At 70.1% G+C, this 15,365-nt stretch carries 15 protein-coding genes; 12 read left to right on the forward strand and 3 right to left on the reverse strand.

Going from position 1 to position 15,365, the window contains the following annotated elements; translation table 11 throughout:
• Positions 1 to 95: 95 nt before the first annotated feature.
• From D9V41_RS03560 to D9V41_RS03570, 3 genes are all read right to left on the reverse strand, one after another.
• Positions 96 to 1,256 carry a GNAT family N-acetyltransferase gene (locus D9V41_RS03560; RefSeq protein ID WP_121793161.1) on the reverse strand — a complete coding sequence of 387 codons (1,161 nt, stop codon included), beginning with the start codon at positions 1,254 to 1,256 and terminating at the stop codon, positions 96 to 98.
• A 100-nt stretch (positions 1,257 to 1,356) separates the two neighbouring features.
• Positions 1,357 to 2,655: a cytosine permease gene (gene codB, locus D9V41_RS03565; RefSeq protein WP_121793162.1), complete on the reverse strand. Its 1,299-nt coding sequence runs from the start codon at positions 2,653 to 2,655 to the stop codon at positions 1,357 to 1,359.
• Positions 2,656 to 2,658: 3 nt separating this feature from the next.
• Positions 2,659 to 3,120, reverse strand: a complete 462-nt coding sequence (locus tag D9V41_RS03570) for a nucleoside deaminase (RefSeq protein ID WP_121793163.1) — start codon at positions 3,118 to 3,120, stop codon at positions 2,659 to 2,661.
• Between the two features lie 139 nt (positions 3,121 to 3,259).
• On the opposite strand from D9V41_RS03570, the gene D9V41_RS03575 reads away from it, so the two are divergent.
• The 12 genes from D9V41_RS03575 to D9V41_RS03630 all read left to right on the forward strand — a co-directional run bounded on the left by D9V41_RS03575 (position 3,260) and on the right by D9V41_RS03630 (position 15,363).
• On the forward strand, positions 3,260 to 4,822 hold the full coding sequence (locus D9V41_RS03575) for a PucR family transcriptional regulator (protein WP_121793164.1): 1,563 nt from the start codon (positions 3,260 to 3,262) through the stop codon (positions 4,820 to 4,822).
• A gap of 59 nt (positions 4,823 to 4,881) precedes the next feature.
• Positions 4,882 to 5,574, forward strand: a complete 693-nt coding sequence (locus D9V41_RS03580) for an NUDIX hydrolase (RefSeq protein ID WP_121793165.1) — start codon at positions 4,882 to 4,884, stop codon at positions 5,572 to 5,574.
• Complete coding sequence (nadA, locus tag D9V41_RS03585; protein WP_121793166.1) at positions 5,571 to 6,830, forward strand: quinolinate synthase NadA; 1,260 nt, start codon at positions 5,571 to 5,573, stop codon at positions 6,828 to 6,830. The genes D9V41_RS03580 and nadA overlap by 4 nt, the downstream gene beginning before the upstream one ends.
• A gap of 12 nt (positions 6,831 to 6,842) precedes the next feature.
• On the forward strand, positions 6,843 to 8,345 hold the full coding sequence (gene nadB, locus D9V41_RS03590; protein WP_121793167.1) for an L-aspartate oxidase: 1,503 nt from the start codon (positions 6,843 to 6,845) through the stop codon (positions 8,343 to 8,345).
• Positions 8,345 to 9,187, forward strand: coding sequence for a carboxylating nicotinate-nucleotide diphosphorylase (gene nadC, locus D9V41_RS03595; RefSeq protein WP_121793168.1), 843 nt, complete (start codon positions 8,345 to 8,347; stop codon positions 9,185 to 9,187). The genes nadB and nadC overlap by 1 nt, the downstream gene beginning before the upstream one ends.
• Positions 9,184 to 10,296, forward strand: a complete 1,113-nt coding sequence (locus D9V41_RS03600; RefSeq protein ID WP_121793169.1) for a cysteine desulfurase family protein — start codon at positions 9,184 to 9,186, stop codon at positions 10,294 to 10,296. The genes nadC and D9V41_RS03600 overlap by 4 nt, the downstream gene beginning before the upstream one ends.
• A gap of 176 nt (positions 10,297 to 10,472) precedes the next feature.
• On the forward strand, positions 10,473 to 11,237 hold the full coding sequence (locus D9V41_RS03605; RefSeq protein WP_121793170.1) for an SAF domain-containing protein: 765 nt from the start codon (positions 10,473 to 10,475) through the stop codon (positions 11,235 to 11,237).
• The gene (locus D9V41_RS03610; protein ID WP_121793171.1) at positions 11,234 to 12,022 is read left to right on the forward strand and encodes a CpaE/TadZ family protein; all 789 of its coding nucleotides are present in this window, start codon (positions 11,234 to 11,236) and stop codon (positions 12,020 to 12,022) included. Before D9V41_RS03605 ends, D9V41_RS03610 begins: the two co-directional genes overlap by 4 nt.
• Positions 12,022 to 13,329 (forward strand): TadA family conjugal transfer-associated ATPase, encoded by a 1,308-nt coding sequence (locus tag D9V41_RS03615; protein ID WP_243697143.1) that lies wholly within the window; start codon positions 12,022 to 12,024, stop codon positions 13,327 to 13,329. Before D9V41_RS03610 ends, D9V41_RS03615 begins: the two co-directional genes overlap by 1 nt.
• A gap of 1 nt (position 13,330) precedes the next feature.
• Positions 13,331 to 14,212 (forward strand): type II secretion system F family protein, encoded by an 882-nt coding sequence (locus D9V41_RS03620; protein ID WP_208006723.1) that lies wholly within the window; start codon positions 13,331 to 13,333, stop codon positions 14,210 to 14,212.
• Positions 14,209 to 15,123, forward strand: a complete 915-nt coding sequence (locus D9V41_RS03625) for a type II secretion system F family protein (protein WP_121793173.1) — start codon at positions 14,209 to 14,211, stop codon at positions 15,121 to 15,123. The genes D9V41_RS03620 and D9V41_RS03625 overlap by 4 nt, the downstream gene beginning before the upstream one ends.
• 21 nt (positions 15,124 to 15,144) lie before the next feature.
• Positions 15,145 to 15,363 carry a hypothetical protein gene (locus tag D9V41_RS03630; protein WP_121793174.1) on the forward strand — a complete coding sequence of 73 codons (219 nt, stop codon included), beginning with the start codon at positions 15,145 to 15,147 and terminating at the stop codon, positions 15,361 to 15,363.
• The last annotated feature ends 2 nt before the right edge of the window (positions 15,364 to 15,365 follow it).

The raw sequence follows: 15,365 nt of genomic DNA on the forward strand, positions 1-15,365 counted from the left end.
TGTGGGCGGTGAGCTGTCCCGCATTTCGTGGCCCCGCGTGCGTGATCACTCACCGCTCGCGCTCGCTGTGCGTGACAGCTCACCGCTGCGGCGGGTCAGAACGAGTCGCGGATGGCGAGCTGTCGGCCGCTCGTGAACACCAGGTCCCACAGGTCGTCGTCGCGGTCGTCGCCGGAGAGCAGGCCCACCGCGCGCTGGCCGCGGCTGGGGAGGGCGCCGGCGAAGGTCACGGCGAGCCCACCGGGCGCGAACTCGCGGCCGCGCGCCGCGGCGTCCCGCTCGACGTCGATCCGTCCGTCCGCCACGTGCGCCACCCAGCCTTCACCGTCCACGGTGAACGGCAACGTGGCCGAGACGCCGAGAGGGGCGGGCAGCACCGCCAACCCGGTCGGATCGAGCACCCGCAGCATGTACGGCTCGGCATCAGCGAGCGGGAACCACGCGTTCTGCGGCAGCAACCACCGCAGCGGGTCGACGTCGCCGGGCGTGTACAGCCGCACGCGTGAGGCGACCGAGTCGAAGCTCGCGATCGCCGCGAGCGCGGTGCGCGCCGCCTCGTCATCGAGCGCGACCAACTCGGGCACTTCGATGACCGAATCGGCCCAGTCGGCAGAGGCTCCGCGCTTCCACGCCACGTACCCCCGCGGTCCGTCGTCGCCCTCCACGACGCTGATGCCGTGCACGTCCTTGAGCTGCGGATGCGGCCGCGCGAACACCTCGCCGCGTCGGGTCAGCGGTCCGTCGTACCGGCGTGCCCACTGCGTGTACAGGTCGTCGAGAAGCTGCCGATCGGCCTCCGTCGCGCGCCGCAGGCCCAGCGATCCACGAATGCGGGAGAGCGAGGCCACGGGCAGGTGCACGTTGGCCACCTGCACGATCCGGGCGAAGCCGCGCGCGCGGTAGATCCCGGTCGCCGTGGCGAACAGCGTGGCGATGTGCTCGCCGCGAGAACGGGCGTGACGCACCAGTTCGTCCATCAGGGGGCCGAGAAGCCGCTGGCCCCGGAACTCCGTCGCGATGGACACCCCGGTGACCCCCGCCGTGGGCACCTCCACCCCGCGGAACCACGACGTGAACTCGCGGTGATTGATCGTCGCGGCCAGCCGGCCGTCGACGAAGGTGCCCCACCGGGTCTGTCCCGGCCGGGTCAGACCGTCCCAGTTCTCGCCGGTGTTCATCGTGCCGAACGCCTCGATGAGCAGCGCCTTGAGCTGATCGTGGTCGTCCTCGGTGACCGGCCGGATGTCCAGAGTCATGGTGCTCAGTCTGTCGTGTTTCGAACCCGCCCGCGGGCGGCGGGTGAGCGCGCATCGCGAGGTGTCGGTTGCGTGCTCACTCACCGCCCGGAGGGCGCGATCAGGTACGGGCGTCCGAACGCGGCATCGCCCGGCTGGCGACCAGGGCCAGGGCCATGGCCGAGAGGATGCCGATGAGCGGCGGGATGCCGACGCCGTACTGGTCCGAGAGCCAGGCCAGGAGGCTCGCCACGGCGTAGACGGCGAGGTTGACGCCGTTGACCATAGGAAGGGGCGTGCCCTCGGGCATCCCCGCCCGCCAGCGCGCGATCCAGTCGCCGATGATGACGCCGCCGAGCGGCGGGATGAAGATGCCCAGCATGACGAGGTAGCTCTCGAGGTGATGGTGCATCCCGACCAGCGCGAGGACGGTACCGATGACCGATCCGCCGATGACGAACGGCGTCTTGCTCGGCTTCTCGCACAACTCCGCACCCGCCACGCCGAAGGCGTACGCCGTGTCCGCGTTGCTCTTCCACAAGTTGCCGAACAGCAGCAGCAGGCCCCAGCCCACGAGCCCCAGCTGGTAGAGCACGAGCACGAAGTCGCCTTCACCGAAGGTGATCGCGCCGATGGCCCCGAACAGGATCATCAGGGCGTTGCCGATGAGGAAGCCGACGATGCACGCGAGGACGGCGTGCCGGCCGGTCCGCGCGAAACGCGTCCAGTTCGGTGCTTGCGTACCGGCCGAGACGAAGGTGCCGACGACGGTCGTGATGGCGACGGCGGACGTCATCGTCGCACTCGGCTCCACGCTGGTCAGCCCGGACCAGCCGCCCACCTCATCGAGGGACCGCGCGACGACCCAGAAGGCGAGGATGAGGATGAGTGGCGTCGAGACGAGCGAGACCCAGTACATGCCGCGGTAGCCGTAGCACGCGGTCAAGCACATGAGCACGCTCGCGGCGATCATCACGGCGGCCTCGGCCGCGTACGAGTCCCAGGAGAAGGCCCGAGCCGTGAGTGTCCCGATCGTGCCGATGATGACGCCGTACCAGCCGATCTGGGTCCCGCCGAGCAGGATCGACGCGAGCTTGGAGCCGCGCGTGCCGAGGGTGTATCGGGCCATGACGACGGTGGTCAGCCCGGTCCGTGCCCCGATGTAGCCGAGTGCGCAGACGTACCCGGCGAGGATCAGCGAGCCGACGAGCACGACGAGCAGGAGGTCGCCGAAGCTGAAGGCGGTGCCGAGGGCCGCCCCGGCGAGCATCGTGGGCGTGAAGACCGTGAAGCCCAGCAGCACCACGGCGAGCGAGAAGAAGGTCTTGCGGGCGTGGGCCGGGACCGGGGTGACGGGGTAGTCGCGGTCGATGGCCTCGGCCTCGACGTCGGTCAGCGGGGAGTCGTCGCGTCTCACCATAGGTCAGGCCTCCTCGCCGATGTCCTCGGCCCACAGCTGCGGGCGCTCGGCGATCATGCGGTCCATGAGCGCCCGGCAGGCCGGATCGTCGACGACCTCGACCTCGACGCCGTTGGAGCGAAGCCAGGCCTCGGAGGCTTCGAAGTTGCGGTTCTCACCGATGACGATGCGTGGAATGCCGTAGAGCACGGCCGTCCCCGCACACATCGTGCACGGCGAGAGGGTCGTGTAGAGGACGCTCTCGCGGTAGACGCTCGCCGGGAGCCGGCCGGCATTCTCGATGCAGTCGGTCTCGCCGTGGCGAATGGCGCTCTCCATCTGCACCCGGCGGTTGCGTCCGACCGCGAGGACCTCGTCGCCGCGCACGAGTGCTGCCCCGATCGGGATACCGCCCTCGTCCCAGCCGATCTGGGCCTGTTCGATGGCCAGATCGAGGAACGTGCGGTGTGACTGCTGGAGGGTCATGGGATTCTCCTGGAAGCGAGCGGGTGTGATGTACGCCACTGCATCATGTCCGCGGGGCGCCGTAAAGGGACATACTGTCGTGGAGGTCGCGTTAATCGGCTGACACAGTGTCAGCGCCGACGACTCCGAGGAGGGCCTCATGCTGATCCCGCTCGCCGAGGTGCTGCAGATGCCGGCCTTCCGGGCCGCCGACCCCGTCGTGCACACCGGCGACCCTCAGCAGGCCATGGTGCGGTGGGTGCATTCGTCCGAGGTCTTCGAGATGGGTTCGCTACTGGCCGGGGGAGAGGTGTTGCTGACCAGCGGCCTCGGTCTCCACGGACGGACGTCGGAGCAGCTCGCCTCCTACGTCCGTGAAGTCGCCGAGGCCGGGTGCGTGGCCGTGGTGATGGAGATGGGCCGCTCGTTCTTCTCGGTTCCCGAGTCGATGCTGGCGGAGGCGCGGCGCCAGCAGATCGTGTTCGTGACGCTGCACACCGTGGTGCCCTTCGAGCGCATCGTGGAGGATTTCCACGATCTGGTGCTGCAACGCAAACTCGGCGCCTATCGCTACGGCGAGCACTCCTGGGACGATCTGCTGGCCGTCGTGCTCGCGGGCGAAGGGCTGCGCGCACTCCTGGACGCCATCTCGCGGTCGGCCGGATGCGAGGTGGAATTCCTCGGGGTCGAGGGTCAGCTCGTCGAGCGCAGCCGTATCTCGTCCACCGTGTCGGCGACGCAGCACGTGGCGACGCAGGTCCGCGGAGCCGTCGGTCCCCTCGGCACGCTCGTCCTGCGGGGCCAGCAGACGTCTCACCGGCACGCCGTCGCTGAGCGGGGTGCCGTCGCGGTGGCACTGGAACTGTCGCGGTTCACCGGTGTCGTGACCCGTCCTTCGCTCGCTCAGTCCCTCGTCGCCGATCTGGCGGCCGGGAGCCTGCTGTCGTCCGGTGACGTGCTCCGCCGTCTGGCGGAGGCCGGATGGGCCGGCGGTGAACGGTGGCAGGGCGCCACGGTCGCCGTCGTCGATGCGGACCCGCGCCGTCCGATCGTCGATGAGATCGCCGCGGCCGACGAGGCGTTCTCCCCGACCTGGGGCAAAGTCCTGGTCGGATCGATCAGCACCCACGTCGTGGTCATCGGTCGTGGCGTTCCGGCGCCCCATCGGCTGCGTGAGCAAGCGGCCGAGATCGCGGAACGGCTGACGACCGCCCGTGGTGGTGAACTGCTCCTGGGCGTCGCGAGGCCGGTAGCGGAACCGGGTGACCTGCCGGACGCGGTCCGCAGCGCACGCGACGTCGTGCGGTTCGCCCGGACGATCGGACAGCAGTCGGGCACCCTGCTCCAGCGCGACGTGGGGCTTCAGCGGCTGCTGTCGCGCGTCGACGCGGCCGCCGTCAGCGACTTCGTGAGCGAGCAGATGGGCGGACTCATCGATCACGATCGCGCTCATGCATCGCAGTTGGTCAAGACGCTGGATGCGTTCGTCGCCTGTCGCGGGTCGAAGCGCGAGGCCGCGGATCGGCTCGGCATCCGCCGACAGTCCCTGTATGCGCGCCTGGCGCGCATCGAGCGCCTCCTCGGCGTGGATCTCAGCCACAGCGGTCATGTGGCGGCGCTCTCGCTGGCGCTGGTGGCCTGGCGGATGCGCACCGGTTTGGATCCGCAGTCGGGCTTCGGTGCGGCCCCGTACGACACGGAGCCGGCCGGACACCGGCCTTAGGGTTGACGTGACAAAAAGCTCGGGTGCATAGTGTCAGGAGCACCTTAAGGAAGAGGCTCATGACCGACACCACCCAGCAGCGGCTCTCGTTGGCCGTCTCGACCGTGGTGTTCGCCCTGCGTCCGCACCTGCGGACCGGGCGGCTGACCGTGTGGCTCCCGCTCGTGCGCCGGATCCGTGAGCCGTACGACGGCCTGTGGGCGCTGCCCGGCGGTCCTCTCGAGGACGACCAGGACCTCGCCGCCTCGGCTCGCGCGACCCTCGCGCGGACCACCGGACTCGCCCCTCGCTATCTCGAGCAGCTGTACGCCTTCGGCGACGTCGACCGGTCGCCGGGCGCTCGCGTCGTCTCGATCGTGTATTGGACACTCGTCCGTCCCGACGAGGACGCTCAGGCGATCGACGGAGAGAACGTCGAGTGGTTCCCCGCCGACGACGTGTGCGGGCTGGCCTTCGACCACGACGTCATCGTGCGGTACGCCCTCGACCGGCTGCGCGCGAAGATCACGTACTCGCCGATCGCGCACGCGTTCCTCACCGACGAGTTCACGCTCGCTCAGCTGCGTGAGGTCTACGAGGCCGTGCTCGGTCGCCGGCTCGACCCGGCCAACTTCCGCCGCCAGATCCTCGCGCAAGGCACGGTCGAGCCGACCGGACGCCACCTCACGGGCACCAGTCATCGGCCGCCCGCGCTCTACCGATCCAACCTGGCGCGTCCCCGCGCCACCCTCACCATCGAGGAGACAGCATGACTCTGTCCGTCACCGACCGGATCGAAGGCAGCCCGTCGCAGAGCTGTGACGTCGAGCTGGCCAAAGGCCCGTGGGAGTTCGACGCGATGCCCGGTTACGGGCCGGGCGCGTCCAGCGCCGACGCGAATCCGCTGCCGGTCGTTCGGCCCGGGCAGCTTCCCGCCGCCTACCAGAAGATGAGCGACGACGAGCTGCACGCGCGCATCCGCGCCGCCAAGAAGACGCTGGGCGACAAGCTGGTGATCCTCGGGCACTTCTATCAGCGCGACGAGGTCGTGCAGTACGCCGACTTCGTCGGCGATTCCTTCCAACTGGCCAACGCCGCGCTCACGCGCCCCGACGCCGAGTCCATCGTGTTCTGCGGCGTGCACTTCATGGCCGAGACGGCGGACATCCTGGCCGGTGCCGACCAGCGCGTGATCCTGCCGAACCTCGCGGCCGGCTGCTCGATGGCCGACATGGCCGACGAAGACGCGGTCGAGACCGCCTGGGAGGAGCTCGTCGAGCTGTACGGCACCGAACCGGACGCCGACGGGCGGATGCCGCTGATGCCGGTCACCTACATGAACTCCTCGGCCGCGCTTAAGGCCTTCTGCGGCCGCCACGGTGGCATCGTCTGCACGTCGTCGAACGCCGCGACCGTCCTCGAATGGGCCTTCGAGCGGGCCCAGCGCGTGCTGTTCTTCCCGGACCAGCACCTGGGACGCAACACCGCCTCCGCGATGGGCATCCCACCCGAGCAGACGCCGATGATCAACGTGCACAAGCCGGGTCTCGGGCAGACCGAGGAGACCTTGCGCGACGCCAAGGTGCTGCTGTGGCACGGCTTCTGCTCGGTGCACAAGCGCTTCACCGTCGCGCAGATCGAGCAGGCCCGCGCACAGTACGAGGGCTGCAAGGTCATCGTGCATCCGGAGTGCCCCAAGCCCGTCGTGGATGCGGCCGACGCTGCCGGCTCCACCGACGCGATCCGGACCTTTGTCGAGGCGAGCGAGCCCGGTGACGTCATCGCGATCGGCACCGAGATCAACCTCGTGAACCGGCTGGCGGCGCAGTACCCCGACCGGACGATCTTCTGCCTCGACCCGGTGGTGTGCCCGTGTTCGACGATGTACCGCATCCACCCCGGCTACCTCGCCTGGGTGCTCGACGGCCTGGTCGACGGTGAGGTCCGCAATCAGATTAGCGTCGACGCCGATGTCGCGGGTGATGCCAAGGTCGCGCTCGAGCGGATGCTGGCGGCCAAGCCGCGCTGAGCGGAGGATGACATGACCGAGCGCCTCATCGTCGTGGGCAGCGGGGTCGCGGGATTGACCGCGGCACTCGCGGCTCACGCACGTGGCATCGACGTCACGGTGATCACCAAGTCGCTGCTCGCCGAGAGCAACACGCGCTACGCGCAAGGCGGCATCGCGGCCGTGACGGGGGACGACGACTCGGTCGACAGCCACGTCGCCGACACCGTGCGCGCCGGCGCGGGTCTCAGCGAACGGCCGTCCGCCGAGGCGGTCTGCGCCGCCGGAGCCGACGCCGTCGCCGAGCTGATCGCGGCGGGCGTGCGGTTCGACGTCACCGGCGGTCAACTCGCGCGCGGACTGGAAGCCGCGCACTCGCGAGCGCGCATCTTGCACGCGGACGGCGACGCGACGGGCGCCGCGATCACCGGTGCGCTGGTCGCCCGCGCCGGCGACGCCGGCGTCGGCGTGCGCGAACACACGATGGTGGCCGACCTGGTCGTCTCGGGCGGCCGGGCGCGTGGCGTGCGGTTGCTCGACGGCGACGTCATCGAGGCCGACGCGGTCGTCCTGGCCACCGGCGGTGCTGGGCACCTGTATCCCTACACGACCAATCCGGCCGTCGCGACCGGCGACGGCCTCGCGCTCGCCCTGCGCGCGGGCGCGGTGCTCGCGGACGTGGAGTTCGTGCAGTTCCACCCCACGTCGCTCGCCGTGGGCGGCAACGTGCTGGTCTCGGAGGCCGTGCGAGGGGAGGGCGCGGTGCTGCGGGACGTGCACGGTCGCCGCTTCATGCTCGACGTCCACCCGGACGCGGAGCTCGCCCCGCGAGACGTCGTCGCCCGGGCCATCGCCCGGCAGATGGCGGCTCAGCACGGAGCGCCCGTCCACCTGGACGCGACCGCTCTCGGGGCCGCGTTCCTCTCCCGCAGATTCCCCACGATCGATGCGACCGTGCGAGCGCGGGGGATCGACTGGTCCACCGACCCCGTGCCGGTCACCCCCGCCGCTCACTACCTCATGGGCGGAGTCGCGACCGACCTGTGGGGTCGCACGAGCGTTCCCGGCCTGCTGGCCGTCGGCGAAGTGGCGTGGACCGGATTGCATGGGGCCAACCGACTCGCCTCCAACTCGCTGTTGGAAGGCGCGGTCTTCGGCCGCCGCGCGGTCGACGCGCTCACGAATCCGCGCGCAGCTGGGACGGGGTTCACGGCCGACGCCGAACCGATCGCCCTGCGAGCCGCCGCCGCGGAGCGCTGGTGCGGCCGCGACGACATCCAGCAACTGGCGTGGGAAGCGCTCGGGCTCGAGCGCGACGGCCGAACGCTCGAGCGTGCCCTCGAGACACTCGGCTCTTGGCAGGTCGCCAGCCCCACCGACGTGAAATCGGCCGAAGACGCCAACTTGCTTCTCGTGGCTCAGGCAGTCGCCGCCACCGCACTCGCCCGCAAGGAATCGCGCGGCGCCCACTGCCGCACGGACGCACCCGACACCGCACGATCGGCACGACATTCGTTCGTGCGCTGGGAGGCCTGATGCTCACGCAGGACCACATCGACCACGTCGTTCGCCTGGCACTGGAGGAAGACGCGCCGTTCGGCGACCTCACGTCGCAGGCCTTCATCCCCGCGGCCGCGGTGGCGAGAGCCGATCTCGTCGCTCGCGAGGCGGGCGTGTTCAGCGGAGGTGGGGTGTTCGCCGTGGCGATGACGGCGCTCGACGCCACGGTGGAGGTCCGGGGTCTGCTGGGTGAGGGGGAGCGCTTCCGCGCGGGCGACGTGCTCGCGTCCGTCGAGGGACCGGCGCGTTCGGTCCTGCGAGCCGAACGGGTCGCCCTGAATCTCACGCAGCGCATGAGCGGCATCGCGACGTTGACGGCGCAGTACGTCGCCGCGGTGGCGGGCACCGGTGCTCGGGTGGTGGACACCCGCAAGACGACGCCCGGCCTGCGCGTCCTCGAGCGGCACGCCGTGCGCTGCGGGGGTGGGCACAACCATCGGTTCTCGCTGTCCGACGCGGTCATGGCCAAGGACAACCACCTGGCGCTCGTCGACGACATCACCGAGGCGATCCGCGCGGCGCGGGCGACGTTGCCGCACACCACCCACCTCGAGGTGGAGGTGGACCGGCTCGACCAGATCGAGCCGGTGCTCAAGGGCGGCGTCGACACGATCATGCTCGACAACTTCTCCCTCGACGACCTGCGCCGCGGTGTCGAGCTCGTCGCCGGGCGCGCGATCGTCGAGGCCAGCGGCGGGGTCACGCTGGAGACCGTCGGCGACATCGCACGGACCGGCGTCGACGTCATCAGCGTCGGGGCCCTGACCCACGGGGTCCGGGCGCTCGACCTGGGCCTCGACGTGCGGATGGGACCATGAGCTATCTCGACGAGGCGGCCACGGCGCCCGTGCGGCGCGAGGTGCTCGAGGCGATGTGGCCCTACCTCACGCAGCAGTTCGCGAACCCGGCCAGTCAGCACGAGCCCGGTCAGCTCGCGGCTCGTGCACTGGAGGATGCGCGAGCGCGGGTGGCGGCCCGCCTCGGCGCCCGGCCGGGGGAGATCGTGTTCACCTCGGGCGGCACCGAAGCCGACAACGCGGCCGTCAAGGGCATCGCGCTGGCGGCTCCGCGCGGACGGCACGTGCTGGTCAGCGCCGTCGAGCACCCGGCGGTGCTCGAGTCAGCCGCCTGGCTGACCCGCTGGGGTTTCGAGGTGCAACGAGTTCCCGTGGACCACGACGGGGTGGTGTCGCCGCAGTCCCTGCGCGACCTCATTCGGCCGGACACGACGCTCGTGAGCATCCAGTACGCCAACAACGAGGTCGGCACGGTGCAGGACGTCGCGGTGCTCGCGGAGGTCGCTGCCGAGTACGACGTCCCGTTCCACACCGATGCGGTGCAGGCGGCGGGTGCGCTCGACCTCGACGTCGAGCGCCTCGGCGTGCAGGCGATGGCCCTGGCCGGGCACAAGATCGGCACGCCGAAGGGGGTCGGCGTGCTCTACCTGCGGCGCAGGGTGCCGTTCGAACCGCTCGTCCATGGCGGGGGGCAGCAGCGAGGGCGGCGCTCGGGTACCGAGAACGTCGCCTCCGCAGTGGGGATGGCCGTCGCGCTCGAGACCTGCGCCGAGCCGGGCGCGTCCTCGGTGCTCGGGGCCCGACGGGATCGGTTCGTCGCGGATGTTCTCGCCGCGGTACCCACGGCCGAGCTCACCGGACACGCCACCCGACGCCTTCCGGGCAACGCCTCGTTCGTCTTCCCCGGGCGCAGCGGAGAGTCGATCCTGCTGGACCTGGAACGCCAGGGGATCTACTGCTCCAGCGGCTCCGCGTGCGCCGCGGGGGAGGACGAGCCGAGCCACGTGCTGACGGCGATGGGCTACGACGCCGCGCTTGCACAGACCGCGGTGCGCTTCACGTTCGGCGCGGGAGTGAGTGACGAGGAACTGGCCACCACCGTGAGTGCGCTGGAGAAAGCGGCGGCCTAGTCCAGAGGCGGTTGCGGTGCCCACGCCGAGGACGCCAACGGCAAATCAGGTCCCGATTGGGAATGCGGACGGAATCTGCCTTAGGATCGCATCGCTGTAGTCATTTCGCGGGGAGCCTCGTCCGAGGAGAGCTGATGATGCGCATTCCTCGCGGCACAGACCGAGGAATGTGATACATGGCCACCGACACGTCGGCTCCGACGCGCGAGGACCGCGAACGTCAGCGCGCGTCGCGCGGGATTCGCTCGCGCGCGACGTCCACCCCCAACGGTCAGCAACCGAGCCCTCCGCGCCGTCGCCGCCCGGCGCTCGTGGCGATCGGCGTGCTGCTCATCGTCGGCGGGGCGGCGCTCGCCGGACTCCTCGCGCTGCGCCTCGATGCGCGTGAGCCCATGATCGTCGTGGATCGGACGATTCCCGCGGGCACGGAGATCACCGCCGAGATGCTGCGCACCGCCGATGTGGCGGCCGAGGGACTCAACCTCATTCCCGTCAGCGAGGCCGATGAGGTGCTCGGCACCTACGCGCGAACCACGTTGCGCGAAGGCCAGTTGCTCGACACCACGATGCTGCAGACCTCGTCGCCCTACCCGGCCGGCAGCGTGCGCGTCGGAGTACCGCTGGTGGCCGGCAAGGTGCCGGACGGGCTGCGTGACGGCGACGAGGTGCGGTTGATCCGCGTCGGCGACAGCACCGGCAGCGGCGCACTCCTCGGCACGGGCCTGATCCTCGGGTCCGCCGAAGGGGAGAGCGGAGGCGCGTTCAGCGGTGAGGGCAGCGGTTCGTCGGCGACCGTGCTGGTGACCTCGCAGGCCGCCGACGCGATCGTGAACGCGGCGGGGTCCGATCAACTGGGCATGGCGCTGATCCGTCGCGGCGTCACTCCTGAGGACGCCAACCTCACCTCGGGTGGAAGCGTGACGGGGGAGTCCGTCGAATGAGCCTCGTGTCCTTCGTCTCGGCCAAGGGCGCGCCCGGGGTCACGACGACGGTGACCACGCTGGCGGGCCTGTGGCCGCAGCGCCCGGTCGTGGTGGAACTCGACCCGCAAGGCAGCGACATCGAGCTGCGGCAGCGCGCCGCCGACGGCAGCACACTCGGCGACGACCGAGGCCTGCTCTCGCTGGCTGCGGCCGCGCGGGTCGGTCAGGAGGTGAATATCGACGACCACGTCCAAATCACCGACGCCGGCCTCGACGTCTGCCTCGGGGTCACCACCCCCGCGCAGATGCAGGGTCTCGCCACGACCTGGTCGGCCGTGGGCACCGCGCTCAGGGCGGCCGGCCGGGATGTGCTGGCCGACTGTGGTCGATTCGCCACCGGAATGCCGGCGATGCCCGTCGTCGAGCGTTCGACCGCACTGGTCTTCGTCGCGCGCGATTCCATCGAGGGGCTGGCGCATCTGCGCAATCGCTTGGCGATGCTGGAGGAGAGCCGGCACAGCGGCGGCCTCGGCACCGTCAAGCTCGGATACGTGCTGGTGGGCGACCCGACCGATACCCGCAGCGCCGCCGACACGGAGCGGCTGTTCGCCTCCGCCGGGCTTCGCGCCGAACTGCTCGGGGTCATCGCGTTCGACCCGCGGACCGTCGGCAGGCTTCGCACCGACTCCGAGCGCAGAATCAGGCGTTCGCTCTACATCCGCTCCGCTCAGGTCGTGGCCGACAAGCTCGCGCGTTTCGTCGGCACCGTGCCCCAGGCATCATCCGAGCAGGGGGTGGCTTGATGGCCGACCAGGTGCTGTTGCGCCGGCTCCGCCAGGAGGTCGCCGACGTCCTGTCGCGGCAACGGCGCGAGGACGCCGACGCCGGTCTTCCCCCCATGACGTCGGAGGACGAGCGCCAGTTCGCCCGCGCCGTCATCTCGCGCGTCCTGGAATCCCATGCGCGCAGCGAGATCGCGGCGGGTCGGACGCCGCCGGACCAGGCCGAGGAGGCAGAGCTCGCGTACGGCATCCACGCGGCGCTCTACGGGGTCGGGCGGCTGCAGCCGCTGCTCGACGATCCCGAGATCGAGAACATCGACATCAACGGCTACGACAACGTGTTCGTCGGATACGCCAACGGTGAGGAGAAGCAGCTTCCTCCGGTCGCCGACAGCGACGACGAGCTCATCGAGTTGGTGCAGGTGCTGGGCTCCTACTCCGGGCTCACCAGCCGCCCGTTCGACACCGCGAACCCGCAGCTGGACCTGCGCCTCCCCGACGGCAGCCGGTTGTCCGCGGTGATGGGCGTGACGTCGCGGCCTGCTCTGTCGATCCGCCGCGCACGCCTCAACCGGGTGAAGCTCGACATGCTGGTCGACAACGGGACGCTCACCCCCGAGTCCGCTTCGTTCCTGTCGGCAGCGGTCGCGGCGCGCAAGAACATCATGATCGCCGGCGCCACCAACGCCGGTAAGACCACGTTGCTGCGCGCCCTCGCCAACGAGATCCCGCCGCACGAGCGGCTCATCACCGTCGAGCGGGCGCTGGAACTCGGGTTGGGGGAGTTCCGCGATCTCCACCCCAACGTCGTGGCCTTCGAGGAGCGGCTTCCCAACTCCGAAGGTCAAGGCGCCATCGGCATGGCCGAGCTGGTGCGCCGCTCGCTGCGCATGAACCCCAGCCGCGTCATCGTCGGCGAGGTGCTCGGCGACGAGATCGTCACGATGCTCAACGCGATGAGCCAGGGCAACGACGGCTCGCTGTCGACGATCCACGCGAACTCCTCGATCGAGGTGTTCAACCGCATCAGCACGTATGCGATCCAGTCGGCCGAGCGGCTCCCCGCCGAGGCGACCCGCATGCTGATCGCCGGCGCCATCGACTTCGTGGTGTTCGTCGAGCGCACCAACGACTTCCACGCCGGCGGCGGACTGCGACGACGCGTGACCTCGATCCGCGAGGTCAACGGTGTCGACGGGCAGGTGCTCTCCAGCGAGGTCTTCGTCGATCAGGACGGCATGCTCGTCCCCGGCGCCGCCATCAGCTGCCTCGACGACCTGCTCGCCGTCGGGTACAGCCCGATGGGTTTCGAGAGCCAGGTGATGTGACGTGATCTCGCCCGAGCTCTTGATGATCGTGCTGCTGGGCGCGCTCGTCGGTGTCGGTGCGGTCGTCCTCATCGCCGGCCTGACCCCGGCCGAGCCGAAGCCGGCCGTCGTCGGCCGGCAGTCCCGCCTGCTCGAGGAGCTCAAGAGCGGCGGATCGCGCATCCCGTGGGCCGTGGGCGCGGGCTTCGTCATCCTGCTGCTGACCCGTTGGCCGGTGCTCGCCATCGCGGCGGGGGTGCTCGTGGTGTTCGGTCCCGCGCTCATCGGCGGTGCCGCGGCCGAGCGACGCTCGATCGAGCGGCTGGAGGGGCTCGCGAGCTGGACGGAGTCACTGCGCGACACCATCGCCGGAGCGGTGGGCCTGGAGCAGGCGATCCCGGCGACGGCCTACGCCGCCTCCCCGACCATCGCCCAGCCCTTGGCCGATCTCGCTGATCGGCTGCGCGTTCGTACGCCGATGCCCGTCGCGCTGCAACGGTTCGCCGACGACCTCGACGATCCGAGTGCCGACCTCATCGTCGCGGCACTCGTCCTGAACTCTCGACTGCGGGGTCCCGGCCTTCGCGAAGTGCTGGGGTCCTTGGCCCGGTCGGCGCGCGAAGAGCTGGAGATGCGACGGCGGGTGACGGCGAGCCGCGCGTCGACCCGTCGGAGCGTGCAGATCGTCATGGTGATCACGGTGGTGTTCGTCTTCGGTTTGTCGATCTTCAATCGAAGCTACGTCGCGCCGTACACGTCTCCCGTGGGGCAGATGGTTCTGCTCCTGATCCTCGGGCTCTTCGCCGCAGGATTCGCGTGGATGCGCCGCCTCTCCGATGTCGAACTGCCCCAGCGGTTCCTGTTCGGTGCCCGGGCCTCCTCCGTGCCGGAGGTCCGCCGATGACCTGGGTGCTCTTGGCCGGAGCGGTGACCGGCTTGGCCGCTTTCTGGCTCGTGCTTCGTCTCGACCGGGGTTCTGGCACCGCCGCGGCGGAACTCGCGCGGCTCGACTCGATGCGCCACCGCTCGCGGAGCGATCGTTCGCTGTTGGCCGACCGTCGTCACCAGGAGGAGTCGGTACGGCTGCGGCGCTTCGGTGCTGAGCTTTCGTCGTTCATGTCAGCACGCGGGTGGGAACTGCCCGCCTCGGTACGAGCGGATCTGTCCGTCATGGGACGGTCGCTCGAGGCGCACCTGGCCATGAGCGTGCTCGGCGCGCTCGCCGGCTTCCTCGCGCCGTTCGTCGTCGTCCTTCCGTTCGCCCTCGGGGACGGCTTCAGCATCACCATTCCGCTGTGGCTGTCCGTCGTGGGAGCGCTGGCCGGCGGCCTCCTGACCACCGCTCAGCTCAAGTCCGAAGCGGCCGAACGGCGGCGCGACTTCCGCCACGTGGTGAGCGCGTTCCTCGATCTCGTGGCGATGAACCTCGCCGGCGGCCGAGGCGTGCCCGAGGCGTTGAGTGCAGCGGCCGGCGTGAGCGAGGGCTGGGCGATGATCCGGCTTCGTGACACCATGGAGTCCGCGCGGCTTCAGGGCGTGACTCCGTGGGCCGCGCTCGGGGAGCTCGGGGAGGATATGGACGTCAAGGAACTGCGCGATCTCGCGGCCGCCTTGGCGCTCGTCGCCGAGGACGGCGCGAAGGTCCGCGACTCGCTCTCCGCCCGAGCGGTCTCCATGCGGCAGCGCGAGCTCGCCGACACCGAAAGCCGTGCTCAGGAGAAGTCGCAGTCGATGCTCGTCGCGCAGTTGCTCCTCGCCCTCGGTTTCCTCGCCTTCCTCGTCTTTCCCGCCGTCGCTCAAATCATCGGTATCTGAACCTTACGAGAGGTCATCATCATGTTCGTCCCCCTCCAATTCGCCCTGACCCTGCTCGGAGCGAAAGTCGACCGGGCTCGGCGGCTCGAAGGCGGTGCGTCCGCTGTCGAGTGGGTCATCATCGCCGCGATCGTCGTGGGCATCTGCCTCATCGTCGGCAACATTCTCCTGGGCGCGTTGCAGAACTCGGCCAGAAACATCGGTGATGACATCGAAAACCCGGGCATCGGCGGCGGCTGACC

The sequence above is a fragment of the Aeromicrobium phragmitis genome (assembly GCF_003674095.1).
Taxonomy (GTDB): Bacteria; Actinomycetota; Actinomycetes; order Propionibacteriales; family Nocardioidaceae; genus Aeromicrobium; species Aeromicrobium phragmitis.

Coding starts and splice junctions, on each gene's coding strand:
- D9V41_RS03560 (WP_121793161.1), bottom strand. CDS start 1,256: ATGACTCTGGACATCCGGCCGGTCACCGAGGACGACCACGATCAGCTC.
- codB (WP_121793162.1), bottom strand. CDS start 2,655: ATGGTGAGACGCGACGACTCCCCGCTGACCGACGTCGAGGCCGAGGCC.
- D9V41_RS03570 (WP_121793163.1), bottom strand. CDS start 3,120: ATGACCCTCCAGCAGTCACACCGCACGTTCCTCGATCTGGCCATCGAA.
- D9V41_RS03575 (WP_121793164.1), top strand. CDS start 3,260: ATGCTGATCCCGCTCGCCGAGGTGCTGCAGATGCCGGCCTTCCGGGCC.
- D9V41_RS03580 (WP_121793165.1), top strand. CDS start 4,882: ATGACCGACACCACCCAGCAGCGGCTCTCGTTGGCCGTCTCGACCGTG.
- nadA (WP_121793166.1), top strand. CDS start 5,571: ATGACTCTGTCCGTCACCGACCGGATCGAAGGCAGCCCGTCGCAGAGC.
- nadB (WP_121793167.1), top strand. CDS start 6,843: ATGACCGAGCGCCTCATCGTCGTGGGCAGCGGGGTCGCGGGATTGACC.
- nadC (WP_121793168.1), top strand. CDS start 8,345: ATGCTCACGCAGGACCACATCGACCACGTCGTTCGCCTGGCACTGGAG.
- D9V41_RS03600 (WP_121793169.1), top strand. CDS start 9,184: ATGAGCTATCTCGACGAGGCGGCCACGGCGCCCGTGCGGCGCGAGGTG.
- D9V41_RS03605 (WP_121793170.1), top strand. CDS start 10,473: ATGGCCACCGACACGTCGGCTCCGACGCGCGAGGACCGCGAACGTCAG.
- D9V41_RS03610 (WP_121793171.1), top strand. CDS start 11,234: ATGAGCCTCGTGTCCTTCGTCTCGGCCAAGGGCGCGCCCGGGGTCACG.
- D9V41_RS03615 (WP_243697143.1), top strand. CDS start 12,022: ATGGCCGACCAGGTGCTGTTGCGCCGGCTCCGCCAGGAGGTCGCCGAC.
- D9V41_RS03625 (WP_121793173.1), top strand. CDS start 14,209: ATGACCTGGGTGCTCTTGGCCGGAGCGGTGACCGGCTTGGCCGCTTTC.
- D9V41_RS03630 (WP_121793174.1), top strand. CDS start 15,145: ATGTTCGTCCCCCTCCAATTCGCCCTGACCCTGCTCGGAGCGAAAGTC.